16 protein-coding genes are annotated in these 17,882 nt (G+C 37.2%); all 16 read right to left on the bottom strand.

Annotation, left to right across the window (positions count from 1 at the left end):
• Positions 1 to 20 precede the first annotated feature (20 nt).
• Entirely contained in the window at positions 21 to 701 is a 681-nt protein-coding gene (locus CO726_RS03160; RefSeq protein WP_136699341.1) for a thiamine diphosphokinase, read from the bottom strand.
• A 99-nt stretch (positions 702 to 800) separates the two neighbouring features.
• On the bottom strand, positions 801 to 1,445 hold the full coding sequence (rpe, locus tag CO726_RS03155) for a ribulose-phosphate 3-epimerase (RefSeq protein ID WP_000589965.1): 645 nt from the start codon (positions 1,443 to 1,445) through the stop codon (positions 801 to 803).
• A 2-nt stretch (positions 1,446 to 1,447) separates the two neighbouring features.
• Positions 1,448 to 2,329 carry a ribosome small subunit-dependent GTPase A gene (gene rsgA / locus CO726_RS03150; RefSeq protein ID WP_098758264.1) on the bottom strand — a complete coding sequence of 294 codons (882 nt, stop codon included), beginning with the start codon at positions 2,327 to 2,329 and terminating at the stop codon, positions 1,448 to 1,450.
• 255 nt (positions 2,330 to 2,584) lie between these two features.
• The gene (gene prkC, locus CO726_RS03145) at positions 2,585 to 4,558 is read right to left on the bottom strand and encodes a serine/threonine protein kinase PrkC (protein ID WP_099683282.1); all 1,974 of its coding nucleotides are present in this window, start codon (positions 4,556 to 4,558) and stop codon (positions 2,585 to 2,587) included.
• 8 nt (positions 4,559 to 4,566) lie between these two features.
• Positions 4,567 to 5,319, bottom strand: coding sequence for a Stp1/IreP family PP2C-type Ser/Thr phosphatase (locus tag CO726_RS03140; protein ID WP_099683281.1), 753 nt, complete (start codon positions 5,317 to 5,319; stop codon positions 4,567 to 4,569).
• 4 nt (positions 5,320 to 5,323) lie between these two features.
• Entirely contained in the window at positions 5,324 to 6,412 is a 1,089-nt protein-coding gene (rlmN, locus tag CO726_RS03135) for a dual-specificity RNA methyltransferase RlmN (RefSeq protein WP_001978968.1), read from the bottom strand.
• A 4-nt stretch (positions 6,413 to 6,416) separates the two neighbouring features.
• Positions 6,417 to 7,751, bottom strand: coding sequence for a 16S rRNA (cytosine(967)-C(5))-methyltransferase RsmB (rsmB, locus tag CO726_RS03130; protein ID WP_099683280.1), 1,335 nt, complete (start codon positions 7,749 to 7,751; stop codon positions 6,417 to 6,419).
• Positions 7,748 to 8,692 carry a methionyl-tRNA formyltransferase gene (gene fmt / locus CO726_RS03125; RefSeq protein ID WP_099683279.1) on the bottom strand — a complete coding sequence of 315 codons (945 nt, stop codon included), beginning with the start codon at positions 8,690 to 8,692 and terminating at the stop codon, positions 7,748 to 7,750. Before fmt ends, rsmB begins: the two co-directional genes overlap by 4 nt.
• A gap of 23 nt (positions 8,693 to 8,715) precedes the next feature.
• Positions 8,716 to 9,186: a peptide deformylase gene (gene def / locus CO726_RS03120; RefSeq protein ID WP_000279468.1), complete on the bottom strand. Its 471-nt coding sequence runs from the start codon at positions 9,184 to 9,186 to the stop codon at positions 8,716 to 8,718.
• Between the two features lie 11 nt (positions 9,187 to 9,197).
• Positions 9,198 to 11,603: a primosomal protein N' gene (priA, locus tag CO726_RS03115; protein ID WP_099683278.1), complete on the bottom strand. Its 2,406-nt coding sequence runs from the start codon at positions 11,601 to 11,603 to the stop codon at positions 9,198 to 9,200.
• Positions 11,600 to 12,805: a bifunctional phosphopantothenoylcysteine decarboxylase/phosphopantothenate--cysteine ligase CoaBC gene (gene coaBC, locus CO726_RS03110; RefSeq protein ID WP_098758258.1), complete on the bottom strand. Its 1,206-nt coding sequence runs from the start codon at positions 12,803 to 12,805 to the stop codon at positions 11,600 to 11,602. Before coaBC ends, priA begins: the two co-directional genes overlap by 4 nt.
• A gap of 172 nt (positions 12,806 to 12,977) precedes the next feature.
• Positions 12,978 to 13,190 (bottom strand): DNA-directed RNA polymerase subunit omega, encoded by a 213-nt coding sequence (rpoZ, locus tag CO726_RS03105; protein ID WP_098758257.1) that lies wholly within the window; start codon positions 13,188 to 13,190, stop codon positions 12,978 to 12,980.
• A 2-nt stretch (positions 13,191 to 13,192) separates the two neighbouring features.
• Entirely contained in the window at positions 13,193 to 13,810 is a 618-nt protein-coding gene (gene gmk / locus CO726_RS03100; protein ID WP_099683277.1) for a guanylate kinase, read from the bottom strand.
• Positions 13,811 to 13,823: 13 nt separating this feature from the next.
• Positions 13,824 to 14,087, bottom strand: a complete 264-nt coding sequence (gene remA, locus CO726_RS03095) for an extracellular matrix/biofilm regulator RemA (RefSeq protein ID WP_001251456.1) — start codon at positions 14,085 to 14,087, stop codon at positions 13,824 to 13,826.
• 68 nt (positions 14,088 to 14,155) lie between these two features.
• Positions 14,156 to 15,031, bottom strand: coding sequence for a YicC/YloC family endoribonuclease (locus CO726_RS03090; RefSeq protein WP_098758256.1), 876 nt, complete (start codon positions 15,029 to 15,031; stop codon positions 14,156 to 14,158).
• Positions 15,032 to 15,131: 100 nt separating this feature from the next.
• Positions 15,132 to 17,855 carry a calcium-translocating P-type ATPase, SERCA-type gene (locus tag CO726_RS03085; RefSeq protein ID WP_098758255.1) on the bottom strand — a complete coding sequence of 908 codons (2,724 nt, stop codon included), beginning with the start codon at positions 17,853 to 17,855 and terminating at the stop codon, positions 15,132 to 15,134.
• Positions 17,856 to 17,882: the final 27 nt, after the last annotated feature.

Here is a 17,882-nt window from a genome sequence, read left to right as displayed (position 1 = left end):
TAAGGAGCAAAATTGTTTCTTCAATCAGTGCTTCTTATCACCATTAATATGCCAGAAGTAAATGAAAAAGTACCTTTTTCCTCAACGAGTTCATTACTAATACAAAGTGTTGATCCCCATTCTATTGTTTTATTAGTTAGAGGATACTTAAAACCAAGTAATGTAATCCCTTCCACTATTTCAGTAACCGGTACAAAAGATACATAAGGGAAATTTTTATTTTCTTCAATTATATGTGTACCCACTTTTTTCACGCTTATTTCATTTTTATTGTCTACAATACACATTTCTATTCCTACTTCTAACCCTTTTAAAAGCATCTGTATATTCGCTAAACCGTGATCCAACCTTCCGCCGGTAGCACCAAAAATACGAATTAATTTCGGATTTTGTTCTAACGCCCAGTTAATCGCAATTTCTAAATCTGTTTGATCTTTTTCACGAGGAACAATATGTAACTCATTTGTTTGTTGTCCCATCCATACTAATTCCTCTTCAGTAACCGAATCGTAATCTCCAAACGCAACAGCTGGAGTAATTCCTCTTTTTAATAAACGATATACTCCTCTATCAACTGCCGCCCACACTACGTTCTCATTTTCATATCGAGAAAAATCTACTAAATATTCCGCAGGTCCTCCCGCTAAAATATGAATAATCATGTTTTCTTCCCCTTCTATTGTAAAAAGGCAATCTGCCATTCGGTAGATTGCCTTTTTACATATTTTTTCTCTATCCTTTATACATAGTGAAAACTTACTACACTAGAAAATTCACTGGGATAAAGACTCGTTCATTCATTATCCACGAATGATACGAATTGCTTCACCGCGGTCTTTTTGATTGTATACTGCTGATCCAGCTACAAGTACATTTGCTCCTGCTTCTACACAAAGTCGTGCTGTTTCAGCGTTTACACCACCATCAACTTCAATTTCTACTTCTAGATTGCGCTCTTTAACCATTTCTGCAACTTGTTTAATTTTCGGTAATACAGAATGGATAAATTTCTGTCCACCAAATCCAGGATTTACTGTCATAAGTAATACCATATCGATATCTTCTAATACATGTTCAATCACTGAAACTGGCGTATGCGGATTTAATACAACTCCCGCTTTAATACCATGAGATTTAATTAACTGAATTGTACGATGTAAATGAGGGCACGCCTCTACATGAACAGTAATAATATCCGCTCCCGCTTTTGCGAAAGTTGGGATATAGTTATCAGGATTTTCAATCATTAAATGTACATCTAATGGTAACGATGTAATCGGACGGATCGCTTCTACAATTAATGGTCCAATCGTAATATTTGGCACGAAATGTCCATCCATTACATCGACGTGAATGTAATCCGCTCCGCCTTTTTCTACATCTTTAATTTCTTCCCCTAGTTTTGAAAAATCTGCTGATAAGATCGATGGTGCAATTTTAATCATAACTAATACCTCGGCTTTCTCTCTCTAATTTCTTCTACGAATTGTTTGTAATTCTTATAACGATATTCTGTAATCTTCCCCTCTTCAACCGCTGCCTTCACAGCACATTTCGGTTCAGAAAGATGTGTACACCCTCTAAATTTACAGTATTGGCTCGCTTCTTTCAACTCTGGAAAACAATATGTAAGATCTTCTACTTCTATATCTATGAAATCAAGTGAACTAAAACCAGGTGTATCTGCAACTAGTCCGCTTCCAATCGCAATTAATTCTACGTGTCTTGTCGTATGTTTCCCGCGCCCTAAATGCGAGGAAATATCATTCGTTTTCAGTTCTAACTCTGGACGTAAAACGTTAAGCATGGAAGATTTCCCAACACCAGATTGCCCTGCAACGACAGAAACACAACCTTCTAAGAATGGTTTTAAAATATCAATACTTTCCGATGTATTTATAGAAGTAAATAATACATCATATCCCATCTCACGATAGTCATTTGCATAAGATTCAACAGTCACTTTCATTTTTTCATCCACTAAATCCATCTTACTAATGCAAATAATCGGCTTAATGTTATGATATTCAATCAGCACTAAAAATCGATCTAACAGTCCTGGATTAAAATCTGGTTCTACTGCAGAGAAAACAAGAATTGCTTGATCAACATTAGCAATAGGAGGCCTAACAAGTTCATTTTTCCGATCAAATACTTCAAGCACATATCCTTCACTTGGATTATCAGCTTGAAAGACAACCTGATCTCCTACCAGTGGTGTAATTTTATTTTTTCTAAACACACCACGCCCACGACATTGTGTAATCCCTTCTTCATGCTGCACATAATAAAACCCACTTAGAGCTTTTACAATTTTTCCTTCTGGCATATAATTCTCCTTTATTTTGTATAAAGTGAAGCTGTAATTAATATTGAATTTTAAATAATGATTTCAAAACCCGTCATATATACAATTTAATATATTTAATCTACCATCAAATTTAAAATATTATTTATAACAGTATCACTTTTATAGCTTTTTGAATCATATATTTTTGCCTGTTATACAATCCACTATATGTAGACAGCATAACAGGCAAGAGTAATACATTCCATCCTCTCTGGAAGAAGATGGAATTCATTATTATTGAGTTGGATATGGTACTTCTTTATCGATAATCGTTACACCATCTCGTACAATTTTATAGTGTCCTTTTGTACCTTCTTGAATTACAAATTCTAATGAAATAGTTGCCGACTCTGAAATTGTTCTAGTTTCAATTGGTCTATCCATTTTTTGTTGCATATCTTCTTTATAAATTTCTATCGTTTGCGGTTTTTTCTCACCTATTATAGAAGATTCATACGGAATGGAAATATTATCCACTTTCACTGTTTTCGTTACTTTCGGCTTAGGACCCTCTGAGATGATAATCGTCACCTTATCACCTTCTTTTAACGGCGTTCCTGGTTTTGGAGATTGAGACATTACAAGTCCTTTATCAACAGTATCGGAATACTCTCTTTTTATATCTGGAGTTAGTTTTCTCTCATTCAAATAACCATTTACGCTATTTTCAGTCCATCCTGAAAAATCACCAGATCTAATTTGATAAGGACCTTTACTTACCCAAATTTTCAGTTCTTGTTCCGCCTCTACTACCATTTGATCAGGCGTCGGGATTTGCTCTACGATTTCACCTTTTGGTCTATCATTTTCAATATAATTTATTGTAACTTGTTTATATTTTTCTTCTAATTCAGTCCTTACACTCTCAAAATCTTTTCCTGTAAGATCACTCATCTTACTTTTCTTTTTTCCACCTGATTGATAGATAGTAATTTTAGAATTTTCTTTCACGACTCTTCCTGCCACAGGGTCTGTTTTTATCACATCACCGACTTCAACATCATCTGTATATACAATGTTAGGTTCCGTAATCTCAAAACCCTTTTCAACTAATGTATTTACTGCTGTCGTATACTTCATACCAGCCACATCAGGGACTTTTACATCTTTTGGAATAAAGAATCCCGGAATAACAGTAAGCGCTAACGTTATTCCAATCGCTAAAAGTAAAAATGTTGTAATTAAAATTTTGAGCCATTTATTACTTCGTTTTTTCTTCTTATTTAAATCCGTTTCTTCTTTTCTTGTCTGTTCATCCACTTTACTTCCTTTTAAAACAATTGTTTCATCAGTTACATTTTCGAATAATTGTTCTTGTTGAATAATCGGAATCGCTTTTGTCGCTTCCATATCTTCCGGTATGTAAAATGGCTGCTCATTTATCCTCTCTGGATATAGTGCAGTTTCAATATCGCGTTTCATCGCATTGGCAGATTGATACCGATGAAACGGATCTTTTGCAGTTGCCTTTAATATAATATTTTCGACACTTTGCGGAATATTTTCATTCCATCTTTTTGGAGACGGAATTTCACTTTGTAAATGTTTTAAAGCTATAGCAACAGCAGATTCGCCAGAAAACGGTTGTCTTCCTGTTAACAACTCAAACATAACAATCCCTAGGGAATAAATATCTGATTGTTTATTTGCTATCCCACCGCGCGCTTGTTCTGGTGATAAGTAATGCACCGAACCGAGTACTGAATTTGTATGTGTAATTGTTGTTGCACTTGTAGCTGTCGCAATTCCAAAATCTGTTACTTTTATTATTCCATCAGCTCGAATTAAAATATTGTGCGGTTTAATATCACGGTGCACAATTTCAAAATGATGGGCGTGTGCCATGGCGGATGTTAACTGCTCCATAATATCAAGAGCTTCTCCTATCGGTAACATCCCTCGCTCAATTATGTATTGCTTCAATGTTTGTCCTGGTACATACTCCATTACAAGATAATATATACCATCTTCTTCTCCGACATCATACATATTCACAATATTTGGATGCGACAACGTTGTAACAGACTGCGCTTCTCGATGGAAACGTTTAATAAACTCTTCGTTATTTGAATAGTCGAGTCTTAATATTTTTACCGCTACATCCCGGCCTAGTATATCATCATGAGCTAAATACACATTGGCCATTCCACCGCCACCAATCATTTTCAGTAGCTTATAACGGTCATTTAAGCGTTTTCCAATCAGCACGTTGCACTTCACCTACTTTCGTTTGTCGAACCCGCATAATCAATAAGAACAAGGGTGATATTATCTTCCCCACCACGATCATTCGCCAATTGAATGAGACGTTGCCCCTTAGTTTCTAGCTGTTCATTTACCTGTAAAATTTGTTGCATATCAGCAATAGAAACTTTGTTAGATAATCCATCAGAGCAAAGAAGTAACTGATCATCTTCCTCTAGCACCAATGTTTTAACATCCAATCCAACTTTTTCTTCTGTTCCTAACGCCCTTAACAAAACATTCTTTTTCGGGTGATACTCTGCGTCTTCTTTTGAAATTTCACCATGTCTCACAAGTTCATTTACAAGTGAGTGATCTTCCGTTACAAGCGAGATTGTCCCCTCTGATAGCATATAACAACGACTATCTCCTATATGACCTATTGTCACAAAGTTTGGCGTACAAATCGCTATTATAAGTGTTGTTCCCATGCCATTACATTCTACATGTTGCTTAGAGTACTCAAATAAACGCTCATTAATAATCCCAACACTAGTATGTAACCACTCTTCCACTTTTTTTGGCTCATTCATATTATGCGTTTGCTTCCAATAATCATGGAATAATTGAATGGTCATCGAGCTAGCTACATCACCAGCTCGATGACCTCCCATTCCATCTGCTACTACCGCTAAAATATTTCCATCTAAATTGTGAAAAACTCCTGCACTATCTTCATTATGTTGACGAACTTTTCCTTTATCTGATAGAAACACGGCTTTCATCTCGTCACCTCGTCTCTTCTTTGCGCTCCTTCGCACGCAACTGACCGCAGGCTGCATCAATATCATGACCTTGTTCACGGCGAATCGTTACATTTACTCCACGATCTTTTAACGTTTTTTCAAATAAGAAAATTTGTTCACGTGGCGTACGTACATAATCACGTTCAGGTACGTAGTTTACCGGAATTAAGTTCACATGACATTTTACACCTTTTAAGAGCGCAGCAAGCTCTTCAGCGTGCTCAACTTGGTCATTTTCTCCTCCAAATAGTCCATATTCAAAAGTAATACGACGCCCTGTTCTATTTACGTAGTATTTAATAGCTTCCATTAAATCAGGCAACTTATAAGCACGGTTAATCGGCATTAATTTTGAACGTAATTCTGAGTTTGGAGCATGCAATGAAATCGCAAAATTAATTTGTAAGTCTTCTTCAGCGAACTTATAAATTTTCGGGATAATTCCACTAGTCGAAACTGTCATATGTCTCGCCCCAATATGAAGTCCTTTTTCATGGTTAATGATGCGTAAGAATCCCATTAAATTATCGTAGTTATCAAATGGTTCTCCAATTCCCATAACAACAAGAGAACTTACACGTTCTTCTGATTCATCAAGTGCACGCTGCACTTCTACTACTTGCGCTACAATTTCTCCAGCTTCTAGGTTTCGCTTTAAACCACCAAGCGTCGAAGCACAGAACGTACAACCGATACGACAACCTACTTGTGTTGTTACACAAATGGAATTTCCATATTCATGTCGCATTAATACTGTTTCAATAGAATACCCATCATATAATTGGAATAAGAATTTAATTGTTCCATCCGAAGACGTTTGTTTTACTAACGTGTTTAAAGTAGTAATATCAAAGGAATTCGACAATTTATCACGCAATCCTTTAGAAAGGTTTGACATATCCTCATAATTTTTTACACGTTTTTTATATAACCAGTCAAAAATTTGTCCAGCACGGAACTTTGGTTCTCCTTGTTCCTTTAACCAATCTTGCATTTCATGAAGTTGTAAAGAGTAAATTGATGGTTTTTTCGTTTCTAAATTTTTCTTTTGTTTTCTCACAGTCGTTTCCACGATGCTACACCTTCTTCCTTAAACAAGCAATATAAAAGCCATCTGTTGCAAAATAATGCGGTAAAATTTGTACTTGACCTTCATCAATATACGTACTTAGCTTTTCTGGCATACGCTCTTTTATCGTAGTATCCCACTCAAACTCAGGATGCTCTTGTAAAAATCGCTCTATTACTTGTTCATTTTCTATTTTCTCAATTGTGCACGTACTATAAACAAGTCGACCACCTTGTTTCAATAACGGTGCGATTTTTTCTAGTATTGCAAATTGAATCGTTGACAATCTTTCACTATCGCCTTTATCTTTACCTAACTTAATATCAGGTTTACGTCTAATTACACCAAATCCAGAACATGGTGCATCCACTAATATTTTATCAAACGTTTCATCCGCAAAGTGTTCTTGCACTTTTCTAGCATCTAGTGCTTTTGTTTCGACATTTTCTAGCCCAAGTCGCTCTGCTTGTTGTTTAATTAAACGTACTTTGTGTGCATGTAAATCAAGGGACATGACTTGACCAGTTCCTTTTAATCGCTCTGCAATGTGCGTTGTTTTTCCGCCCGGAGCAGCACAACTATCAAGAACTACATCTCCCTCATTCGGCTCTAAAGCGCGTGCTACCAGCATAGAACTTTCATCTTGAATAGAAAGAAAACCTTTTTTGAACGCATCTGTATGCGCGACATTCCCTCTTTCGATTTGAATTGCATCATCTGACAAATCGCCACGCTTCGCTTCTATACCCTCACTAGCCAACAACTCAATTGCTTCTTCTACTGTTATTTTATCAACATTTACACGCGCTGTTGGTACAGGTGGTAACATGTTCACTTCACACATTTTCTCTGCAGTCTCTAAACCATATTCTGAAGTCCACTCTTGGACAAGCCAAACTGGATGACTTGTTGCAATTGCCAGACGTTCTACTGGATCCTTGATTTCATCTACAGAAGGTACACCTTCTCTTTGAATCGAACGTAATACACCGTTCACCATACCAGCAATTCCTTTATGCCCGCGACGTTTTGCAATCTCAACCGCTTCGTGAATTGCCGCTCTTTCGGGCACTCGGTCTAAATAAATCATTTGATATAAAGATAAGCGAAGCAATACTCTTACCCACGCCTCAACCTTCTTTTTTAAAAAAGGTTGTAAATAATAATCTAATGTGTCACGACGTTGAATCGTTCCATATACAATTTCAGTTAATAAGCCAATATCTTTTCTATCAATTGTACTTTTTTCAATTAGATTATTTAAAAGTAAATTACTGTATGCACCACTTTTTTCTACTTGAATTAAACCATCAAGAGCTAATTCACGAACATTTTGTCTCATGCATTTTCTCCTAACTTCGTTCCAATTTCAGGTTTTGTGCCACGTAAAAATTGCGAACAACTCATACGCTTTTTACCAGACGGTTGCAATTCAGTAATTTTAACACCCGTTTCATTACCAGTTGCTACAACAAAGCCATCTTCTTCAACCGCAACAATCGTACCTGCTTCAGCCGCTTCGGTTACAGGTACTTTTTCTCCCCACCATACTTTAACAACTTGTCCTGCTAATGTTGTATAAGCAACTGGCCATGGATTCAATCCGCGAATGTGATTGTATACTTCTTCACCTGTTTTTGTCCAATCAATTTTCTCTTGCTCACGTTTTATATTATATGCAAACGTTACTTCTTCTTCGTTTTGTTTAATTGGCTCTAACTTACCCTGAATTAATAAAGGTACTGTTTTAGATAGAAGGTGTGCCCCTGCTTCACTTAGCTTATCGAATAACGAGCCTGTCGTTTCACGCTCTTCAATCTCCACTTCTACTTGCGTTAAGATATCACCAGCATCCAATTTCTCTACCATATACATAATTGTAATACCTGTTTTTTCTTTACCTTCCATAATTGCATAATGTATTGGTGCACCACCACGAAGTTCAGGAAGTAAAGAAGCGTGGACGTTAATACATCCGTACTTCGGTGCTTCTAAAATTTCATTTGGTACAATCTGACCGAACGCAGCTGTTACAATTAAATCTGGCTCTAATGCCAATACTTTTTCATATTCGTCTTTTTCACGAATTCTTAACGGTTGTAACACCGGAATACCATGTTTTTCTGCTTCAACTTTAACAGGTGTAGGTGTTAATACTTTTTTTCTCCCTACCGGACGATCTGGTTGTGTCACAACCCCTATTACATCATAGCCATCTTCAATAAGACGACGAAGCACCGGCACTGAAAAGTCCGGTGTTCCCATAAATACTACTTTTATCATTTAAAAACCGCTCCTTTTCTTACCTATTCTAATTCGTTTTCCTCATAATATCTTGTCACTTTCGATGTAAATAACACACCGTGTAAATGATCGATTTCATGTTGAATTGCACGCGCTAAAAATCCTTCTGCTTCTAGTAAAAACACTTTACCTCGGCGATTTTGCGCACGTACTTTAATATAATCCGCACGTTCCACTTCACCATAAAGTCCCGGGAAGCTTAAGCAGCCTTCGGGACCTACTTGTTCACCACGTTTTTCTAGTATCGATGGATTGATCAACTCGATTTTCCCAGTATCATCACCGATATCAACTACCGCCACTTGCAAGCTTACACCTACTTGAGGCGCAGCTAAACCGACTCCGTCCGCAATTAACATTGTTTCATGCATATCTTTCAACAATTTCACTAACTTTTTATCAAAGTTAATTACTCTTTCACACGGTGTTTCTAACACTTCATTTGGATGCTTTACTATTTCTAAAACTGCCATATTTCCCTCCGCTACATTAACATTGTTGGATTAAAATCAATTGAGATTTGTAGCTCTTTTTGCATTTCTGCTTGATAATGTTCATTTACCATTTTGAGCACGTTCTTTAAGTTTGGTTCCCGTTTGTATTTTATCATGCATTGATAACGATATCTATCTTTTATCCTTGGAATTGCTGAAGCAACCGGTCCTAAAACCATTGTTTGCTCTGTGCAGTGTGACCGTAAATACAAGGCAATTTTTTCCGTCACTTGTACTGCCTTTAATAATTCCGGGTGAGATACCGTCACAAGTACAACATAGTAATAAGGTGGATATTGTCTCGTTCGTCTCATCTGCATTTCTTGGTCAAAAAACACATCATATTGTTGATTCTTTGCTAACTCTATACTGTAATGTTCTGGCGTATACGTTTGAATTATAACTTCCCCTGGCAATTCATGTCTGCCTGCTCGTCCACTTACTTGCGTCAATAACTGATAAGTCTTTTCACTCGCCCGAAAATCAGGTAAATGAAGCATCGTATCAGCAGTTAAAACCCCGACAAGCGTTACTTTCGGAAAATCTAATCCTTTCGCAATCATTTGTGTTCCAAGTAATATATCTGCTTTTTCTTCCCCGAACGCCTTTAATAATTTTTCATGCATTCCTTTGCGACTTGTCGTATCTACATCCATTCGAATGACTCGCGCCTCTGGAAATAGTTTTGTAATTTCCTCTTCTACCTTTTGTGTACCTGTACCAAAGAAACGAATATATGTACTTTGACAAGCAGGACACGCAGTCGGCATATTCTCTTCGTAACTGCAATAATGACATTTTAAACGATGGTTCATTTTATGATATGTCAGCGAGATATCACAATGCGGACATTGTACAACATACCCGCAATCCCGGCACATAACAAATGTAGAATGACCTCTTCTATTTAAAAAGAGCACCATTTGTTCTTTCTTTTCTAAGCGATCTCCTATTTTTTCATGTAGTGCCTTCGAAAACATGGAACGATTCCCATCACGAAGTTCTTCACGCATATCAACAATCTTTACTGTCGGTAAGGCTTGTTCGTTCATACGTTTTTCCATCGTTAGTAATTCATAAACACCTTTTTTCGCTCTTGCAAACGATTCAAGTGTCGGTGTTGCACTACCAAGAACGATAGGACATTTGTGATATTGTCCCCTCCACACAGCTACATCCCTTGCATGATACCTCGGATTATCTTCTTGCTTATAGCTCGATTCATGTTCCTCATCAATAATAATAATCCCTAAATTTTCAAAAGGAGCAAATACAGCTGAACGTGCACCAACTACGACTTTCACTTCTTTTCTTAAAATCTTTCGCCATTCATCATATTTTTCTCCAACAGACAGTGCACTATGAAGAACCGCAACTTGCGAGCCAAATCTACCTTTAAAACGATCTACCATCTGAGGCGTTAGTGCAATTTCAGGAACAAGCACAATAGCTTCTTTTCCTTTCTCGAGCACCGCTGCTATAGATTGTAAATATACTTCTGTTTTTCCGCTTCCTGTAACACCATATAGTAAAAATGGATTGTAAGTTTTATTTGTAATTGATGATAAAATCGGTGCAATAACTTGCTTTTGTTCCTCCGTCAGTGGGAATGGTTTCGTTTGTTCAAAATCATCATCGTCATACGGATTTCGATACACTTCCACATACTTTTCTGAGATTAGCCCCTTTTTAACAAGTGCTTTAATTGGAGCATCTGTTATTTGCAACTCCTCTGTTATTACTTTCAACGGCACACTTTTATAATTTTCCACAAAATAATAGAGTACATCTTGTTGTTTTTTACTTTTCAGTTCAAATGCTGCTAATTCTAATTTATCTTCTGGCAACTCCGGTTGAACGACTCTTTGTTTCTTCTTTTGCACTTTATCTTTTACCTGATAAACAACTTCAATCGTGCCATTTTTAATTTCTTGTTGAATCGTGCGGTATAGATGTGGCTGCGTCTCAATCGCTTCCCAATCTATCACTTCTTTGTCCTGAAATAAAACCAGCAGTTCAGGTGCTACTTCTTCTTGTTTACGAAGTTGTAGTCGCTTTTTATACGTTGCTTTAATCGCCGTTGGAAGCATAACTTGAAAAGCTGAAATCATATAACATAACGTTTCACTTGTAAGCCAATGTCCAAGTTTTAATAATTCCTCGTTTAAAACCGGTGTTACATCTAATATTTCATGGATCGCCTTTAACTTCTTACTTTCTACTTCAACCGAATCTTTGATCCCAATAATAAAACCTTGTAATTTCCTTGGGCCAAATGGAACTACTACACGCATGCCCGTCTGGACAATATCTTCCCATTTTTTAGGGATAATATAATCAAATGGTCGATCTGTCTGACGTGCAGGTACATCAACAATTACACTTGCAAATTTCATAGACAATCATCTTCTAACATCATTTCAATTTGCTTTAATATTTCACGAGCAACCTCTTTCTTCGTTAAAAGTGGCAACTCTATAACTTCTCCATCTTTTCTATACATTGTTACAATGTTCGTATCTGTACCAAATCCAGCTCCTTGCGCCTTTACATCATTCGCAACAATCATATTCGCATTTTTTTCACGTAATTTTTTCGTTGCGTATTCCTCTACGTTTGTCGTTTCAGCCGCAAAACCGATAAGTAACTGTTTGTCCTTCATCTCACCTAACGTTTTTAAAATATCTACTGTTCTCTCGAGTTCAATTACAGCATCGCCATTTTTCTTTTTCATTTTATTATCATGAACATATTTCGGACGATAATCTGCAACTGCTGCTGTTTTAATGACAGCATCTACGTTTTGATAATATTGAAGAACTGCCTCTAACATATCTTGTGCAGATTCCACTTGCACTGTATTTACATGTAATGGTGGATTTAATGCTGTCGGTCCCGAAACAAGTATGACATCAGCACCTAAGTTCGCTGCCACTTCCGCAATCGCATATCCCATTTTTCCAGAAGAAAAATTGGTCATAAAACGAACTGGATCAACCTTTTCACGAGTTGGACCAGCAGTTATTAATATTCTTTTTCCTTGCAATGGTTTTTGTTCTGAAAAAGCCTCTTCTAACCGTGCAATAATTGCTTCAGGTTCTTCTAATCTTCCCTTCGCTACATAACCACACGCTAAAAAACCTTCTCCAGGCTCAATAAATGTATATCCTAACGTTTTTAACGTGATCATATTTTTTTGAACAATTTTATTTTCATACATATGCACATTCATAGCAGGTGCAATCCACACTGGGGCTGTAGTAGCTAACAAAGTAGTTGTAATCATATCATCTGCAATACCGTTAGCTAACTTTCCAATACAATTGGCTGTAGCAGGTGCAACAAGTACAACATCTGCCCAATCTGCTAAATCGATATGAGCAATAACAGCTGAGTCTTTCTCATCGAATGTATCCGTATATACATCATGGCGAGAAAGTGCTTGGAATGTAAGAGGTGTAACAAACTTCATTGCCGACTCACTCATCATTACTTTTACAATAGCACCAGCTTGTGTCAATTTACTCGTTAACGCAGCCGCCTTAAAGACCGCAATGCCTCCTGTTACACATAAAAGTATCTTTTTCCCTTTTAGCATATGGCTCGTCCTCTTTCTTTTTCAAACTTATAATACTGAAACAAAATTCTCAGCTCATCAGTACCAATATTTCTTCCCTACCGTAAAAAAATAACAACCTACTTGTAAATAGGTTGTTACCGTTACATAGAAAATTATAAAGTCTATGTTTTATTTTGTCGAAGACAAAGTCTTATTCAATTCCTTTATCTTCGCTTGGTACGTAGCTTAACACTTCTACATCGATTTCTTCTAATGCTTTACCCACACATTTATGAGAAACAGGTTGTTCGATAACACAGTTATTAGCAAGTTGCATTTCACGCGCACGTTTTGCAGCTACTGTTACAAGTGTATATTTAGAATCGATTTTTGTTAATAATGAATCAATTGATGGATTTAACATAATTATAGACCCTCCGTCATTTCTTTATAATATTTTGCTACTCTTTCGCGGCGGCAATGTTCGCCAACCACAATTGCTTTAATTCTTTCACAAGCTAATTCAACTTGATCATTTTCTACAACATAGTCGTAAGCGTCCATCATTTCGATTTCTTCTTTCGCTACCGTTAAACGATTTTCAATAACATCTTCAGTTTCTGTACCACGGCCGACAATACGGTTCTTTAGTTCAGATAAACTTGGAGGTGCTAAGAAAATAAATACACCTTCTGGGAAAGCTTTCTTAACTTGAATTGCTCCTTGCACTTCAATTTCTAAGAATACATCTTTTCCTTCTTGTAATGTTTTTTCAACATAGTCAATCGGTGTTCCGTAATAATTACCTACAAACTCAGCCCACTCAAGTAATTTTTCATTACGAATCATTTCCTCAAATTCTTCTCTCTCTTTAAAGAAATAATCCACACCATCTACTTCACCTTCACGTGGCTTACGTGTCGTTACTGAAATAGAGTATTGAAAACGTGTATCCTCCTGGCTAAACAGCTCTTTTCGAACCGTTCCTTTACCAACCCCAGAAGGTCCTGAAAGAACGATGAGCAATCCTCTTCTACTTCTCATAAATATGTAAAACCTACCCTTCCTCACTTAAATCTTCTTTATTATTCAAACGATGTGCAATCGTCTCTGGCTGAATTGGACTTAATACAACATGCCCATCATCCATAACAATAACCGCCCTTGTTTTTCTCCCATACGTAGCATCAAGCAAAGCATTATGTTCCCGTGCTTCCTGTACTGTTCGTTTAATAGGAGCTGACTCCGGACTTACAATAGCAATAATTCGATGAGCAGATACAATATTTCCGTATCCAATATTTAAAAACCGCATGGCCATAGTTTGCGCCTCCTAGTAAGTCTATCCGATTTCTCCACCACGTATAACTTTATATATTTTTTTGAAAGCTACTCAATATTTTGTACTTGTTCACGAATTTTTTCAAGGTTATTTTTCATTTCTACAACATATTTTGAAATTGTTAAGTCATTTGCCTTAGAACCAATCGTATTAATTTCTCTATGCATCTCTTGCACGATGAAATCCATTTTCCGTCCAACAGGCTCTTCAATTTGCAGCGTTTCACGAAATTGCTCTAAATGACTTTGCAAACGAACTAACTCTTCGTGAATATCACAACGCTCAGCAAAGATTGCGACTTCTGTTAACAATCTTTGTTCATCTAGATCTTGATTATGTAATTCTTTTAAGCGATTTTCTAATCGTTCACGATATTTGTGTGTAACAATCGGTGCATGCGGAATAATTGCATTTACACAATTGTGAATCTCTTGTAAACGATACGCTATATCTTTATGTAATCGTTCTCCTTCGCCATCTCTCATCATTTTTAACATATGAGCAGCTTGGCGAACAGCCTCATATAAACTGTTCTCAAATTGTTCATTTACATTTTCTACTTCTTCAATCGCTGTTACTTCTGGCATTGCCATTAATTGCCCGAGTGTAATAGAATCTTGTAATTGAAATTTTCCTTTTATATCTTCCATAATCGATTGGTACTGCTCAAGAAGCGACCAATTCACACTTAATTTTCTTTCAACAAGCCCTTCACCTGTTATACTTATAGAGACTTCAATACGTCCACGTCGAACTTGCTGTGCAATTATTTTACGAATTTTGTCTTCAAATACCATCATTTGCTTCGGAAGTCGAATACTCATCTCTAGAAAACGGTGGTTCACCGATTTCATTTCTACTGTAATTTGAAAAGCATCATTTTCTACTTTCGACCTTCCAAATCCTGTCATACTACAAATCATTTTTTATCACATCCAAGCCATGAAATAACTCAATGAAAAAGGTAATAGAGACAAGGCTCTACTACCTTCTGTAAATTATATCACATTTTCATATCATTGACTATTTCAAGTTTAATCCCTTCTTATATAATATTGGCTTTTCCTTCTTCCCCTTTTTTCCTGTTAATAAAGAACCTACTAGTAAGAAGGTCGGAATTGATGACAAACCTCCAATTAACAACCAATCTCTTGCTTGTATTGGCATTGTACTAAAAATCGGTTGTAACGGTGGGTAATATATAACGACGAGCATTAGTAGTAATGAAATGATAACCGCTCCTACTAAATACACATTTCCAAACGGATTACGGTGGAAAACAGAATGCTCACTTCGGCAATCAAATACATGAATAAGCTGAGCAAGTACCAACGTCGCGAATGCTACAGTTTGTGCATATTTCAGTTCATTTGGATGTTGATTATATGCAATAATAAACGCCACTAACGTCACTGCCCCAATTAGAAAGCCACGGCTTATAATTTTCCACGCAAGCCCTCTAGCAAATACCCCTTCTTTCGGATGACGCGGCGTTCTCTTCATCACGTCTCCTTCAGCCTTATCCAAACCTAGTGCCATCGCCGGTAAACCGTCAGTAACTAAGTTCACCCATAAAATTTGAATCGGAACCATCGGCAGCGGTAATGCAAGTAACATCGCAAATAACATGACTAAAATTTCTCCTACGTTCGATGCTAATAAATAACGAATAAACTTACGTATATTCTCGTATATATTTCTACCTTCTTTAATTGCCGATTTAATCGTAGCAAAATTATCGTCTAGCAAGACAAGAGAAGAAGCTTCTTTCGCAACGTCTGTTCCTGTGATTCCCATCGCTATCCCAATATCCGCTGTTTTTATAGCTGGAGCATCGTTTACTCCATCACCTGTCATCGCTACTATATGTCCTTTATTTTGCAACGCCTTAACAATTTTCAATTTATGTTCTGGTGATACACGAGCAAATACATACGTATCTTCTACAACATTTTCTAATTCCTTTACATCCATACTTGCGAGTTCTACCCCTTCAACAACGCGTCCACCTGGTGGTAAAACCCCTAATTGTTCCGCAATCGCCATTGCAGTCACTTTATGGTCACCTGTAATCATCACTGTTCGAATACCAGCTTCTCTGCACTCTTTTACAGCCTGTTCCACCTCCAGCCTTGGCGGATCAATCATACCTTGTATCCCAACCAACATAAAATCTTTTTCAACGTCTCTTTCATTTTCAATTGAGTCTGTTACTTTTAAAGGCTTAAATGCAACTGCAATTGTTCGAAGCGCTTGACTACCTAAGCTATGAATAGCCGCCTGTACTTCTTTTCTATACAACTCACTTAATGGTTGCTGCTTATCCCCCCATAAAATCGTTTGACTCATTTGCAGGAGAACATCTGGCGCTCCCTTCGTAACAACAAACTTTTTCCCCTCTCGATCTCGCACAATAACACTCATCATTTTTCGGGTCGAATCAAACGGAAATTCACGAATAATTTCAAATTTCCCTTTCAGTGCCTCACGCGTTATCCCCGCTTTCATTGCTGCAGCTACAAGCGCTCCCTCAGTTGGATCTCCATCTAATACATACGCCTTTTTCTTTTGAATAATATTTGCGTTATTACATAGTGAACCAAATGTAAGTAGTTGATAAAGCGCTTTCGTCTTAGCTGGATTAATTTCTTTTTCACCTTTCATAAAAGATCCATTGGGTTCATACCCTTGACCTGTCACTTTCCACAACTCTCCACCTGACCACATATGTGTTACCATCATTTTATTTTGGGTCATCGTTCCCGTTTTATCAGAGCATATAACAGAAGCACAACCTAACGTTTCTACCGCTGGTAACTTTCTTACAATTGCTCTCTTTTTTATCATACGCTGTACACCAAGCGATAAAGCTACTGTAACAATTGCTGGCAAACCTTCTGGAATAGCAGCAACAGCTAGCGACACGCCAGCTAAAAACATATGATACACTTCATTCCCTTGATACACACCGGCTAATACGACAAGCGCAGTCAAAACAAGAGCCACAATAATTAAGATTTTCCCCAGTTGCTCTAATCTTCTTTGTAACGGCGTTTCCATTTGCTCTGCATTTTGTAACATATTTGCAATTTGACCCATCGCTGTATTCATACCAGTCGCTACAACGACTCCTGTTCCAGATCCTCGCGTAATCATCGTCCCCATAAAAGCCATATTTTTTTGATCACCAATTGAAACATCTTGCCCTTGCAATGCTTCTACCTTCTTCTGCACTGGTACTGACTCTCCTGTCAAAGCTGATTCTTCGATATATAAACTCGATGCCTCAACAAGACGTACATCAGCTCCAATACGATCGCCACTAGAAAATTTAATAACATCACCTAAAACGAGTGCTTTAGATGGTGCCTTTACCCACTTTCCATTCCGCAGTACAGTAACTTGCGGGGCGGCTAGCTCTTTTAAAGCTTCCAATGACTTTTCAGCTTTTCTTTCTTGAAAAAAGCCAAGAATACCATTGATAATAACAATTGCCACAATCGCAATAGAATCAATGTATTCCCCTAAAAAAGCTGAAACTATTGTTGCACCAAACAAAACAAGTACCATAAAATCTTTAAATTGTGCCAAAAATACCATCAGTGCAGAAGGCCTTTTCGCTTCATCTAATTCATTTGTACCAAATTTTTTTATTCGTCCTTCTGCTTCTTTCTCTGTAAGTCCAACCTTCACATTCGTATTCGTTCTTTCTTCCACTTCATGTGCGCGCATTCCATACCAGTTCATCCTGCTATCGACCTCCTGATTCCAGAC

It is taken from the genome of Bacillus fungorum (assembly GCF_002746455.1).
GTDB classification, from domain to species: Bacteria; Bacillota; Bacilli; order Bacillales; family Bacillaceae_G; genus Bacillus_A; species Bacillus_A fungorum.
This window is presented reverse-complemented; position numbering and strand designations above follow the sequence as displayed.

Excerpts from the sequence above, each read along its gene's own strand:
- CO726_RS03090 (WP_098758256.1), bottom strand. The coding sequence starts at position 15,031 with ATGATTTGTAGTATGACAGGATTTGGAAGGTCGAAAGTAGAAAATGAT.
- rpe (WP_000589965.1), bottom strand. The coding sequence starts at position 1,445 with ATGATTAAAATTGCACCATCGATCTTATCAGCAGATTTTTCAAAACTA.
- gmk (WP_099683277.1), bottom strand. The coding sequence starts at position 13,810 with ATGAGAAGTAGAAGAGGATTGCTCATCGTTCTTTCAGGACCTTCTGGG.
- CO726_RS03160 (WP_136699341.1), bottom strand. The coding sequence starts at position 701 with ATGGCAGATTGCCTTTTTACAATAGAAGGGGAAGAAAACATGATTATT.
- CO726_RS03140 (WP_099683281.1), bottom strand. The coding sequence starts at position 5,319 with ATGAAAGCCGTGTTTCTATCAGATAAAGGAAAAGTTCGTCAACATAAT.
- rpoZ (WP_098758257.1), bottom strand. The coding sequence starts at position 13,190 with ATGTTAAATCCATCAATTGATTCATTATTAACAAAAATCGATTCTAAA.
- remA (WP_001251456.1), bottom strand. The coding sequence starts at position 14,087 with ATGGCCATGCGGTTTTTAAATATTGGATACGGAAATATTGTATCTGCT.
- rsmB (WP_099683280.1), bottom strand. The coding sequence starts at position 7,751 with ATGAGACAAAATGTTCGTGAATTAGCTCTTGATGGTTTAATTCAAGTA.
- fmt (WP_099683279.1), bottom strand. The coding sequence starts at position 8,692 with ATGATAAAAGTAGTATTTATGGGAACACCGGACTTTTCAGTGCCGGTG.
- coaBC (WP_098758258.1), bottom strand. The coding sequence starts at position 12,805 with ATGCTAAAAGGGAAAAAGATACTTTTATGTGTAACAGGAGGCATTGCG.
- rsgA (WP_098758264.1), bottom strand. The coding sequence starts at position 2,329 with ATGCCAGAAGGAAAAATTGTAAAAGCTCTAAGTGGGTTTTATTATGTG.
- def (WP_000279468.1), bottom strand. The coding sequence starts at position 9,186 with ATGGCAGTTTTAGAAATAGTAAAGCATCCAAATGAAGTGTTAGAAACA.
- CO726_RS03085 (WP_098758255.1), bottom strand. The coding sequence starts at position 17,855 with ATGAACTGGTATGGAATGCGCGCACATGAAGTGGAAGAAAGAACGAAT.
- priA (WP_099683278.1), bottom strand. The coding sequence starts at position 11,603 with ATGAAATTTGCAAGTGTAATTGTTGATGTACCTGCACGTCAGACAGAT.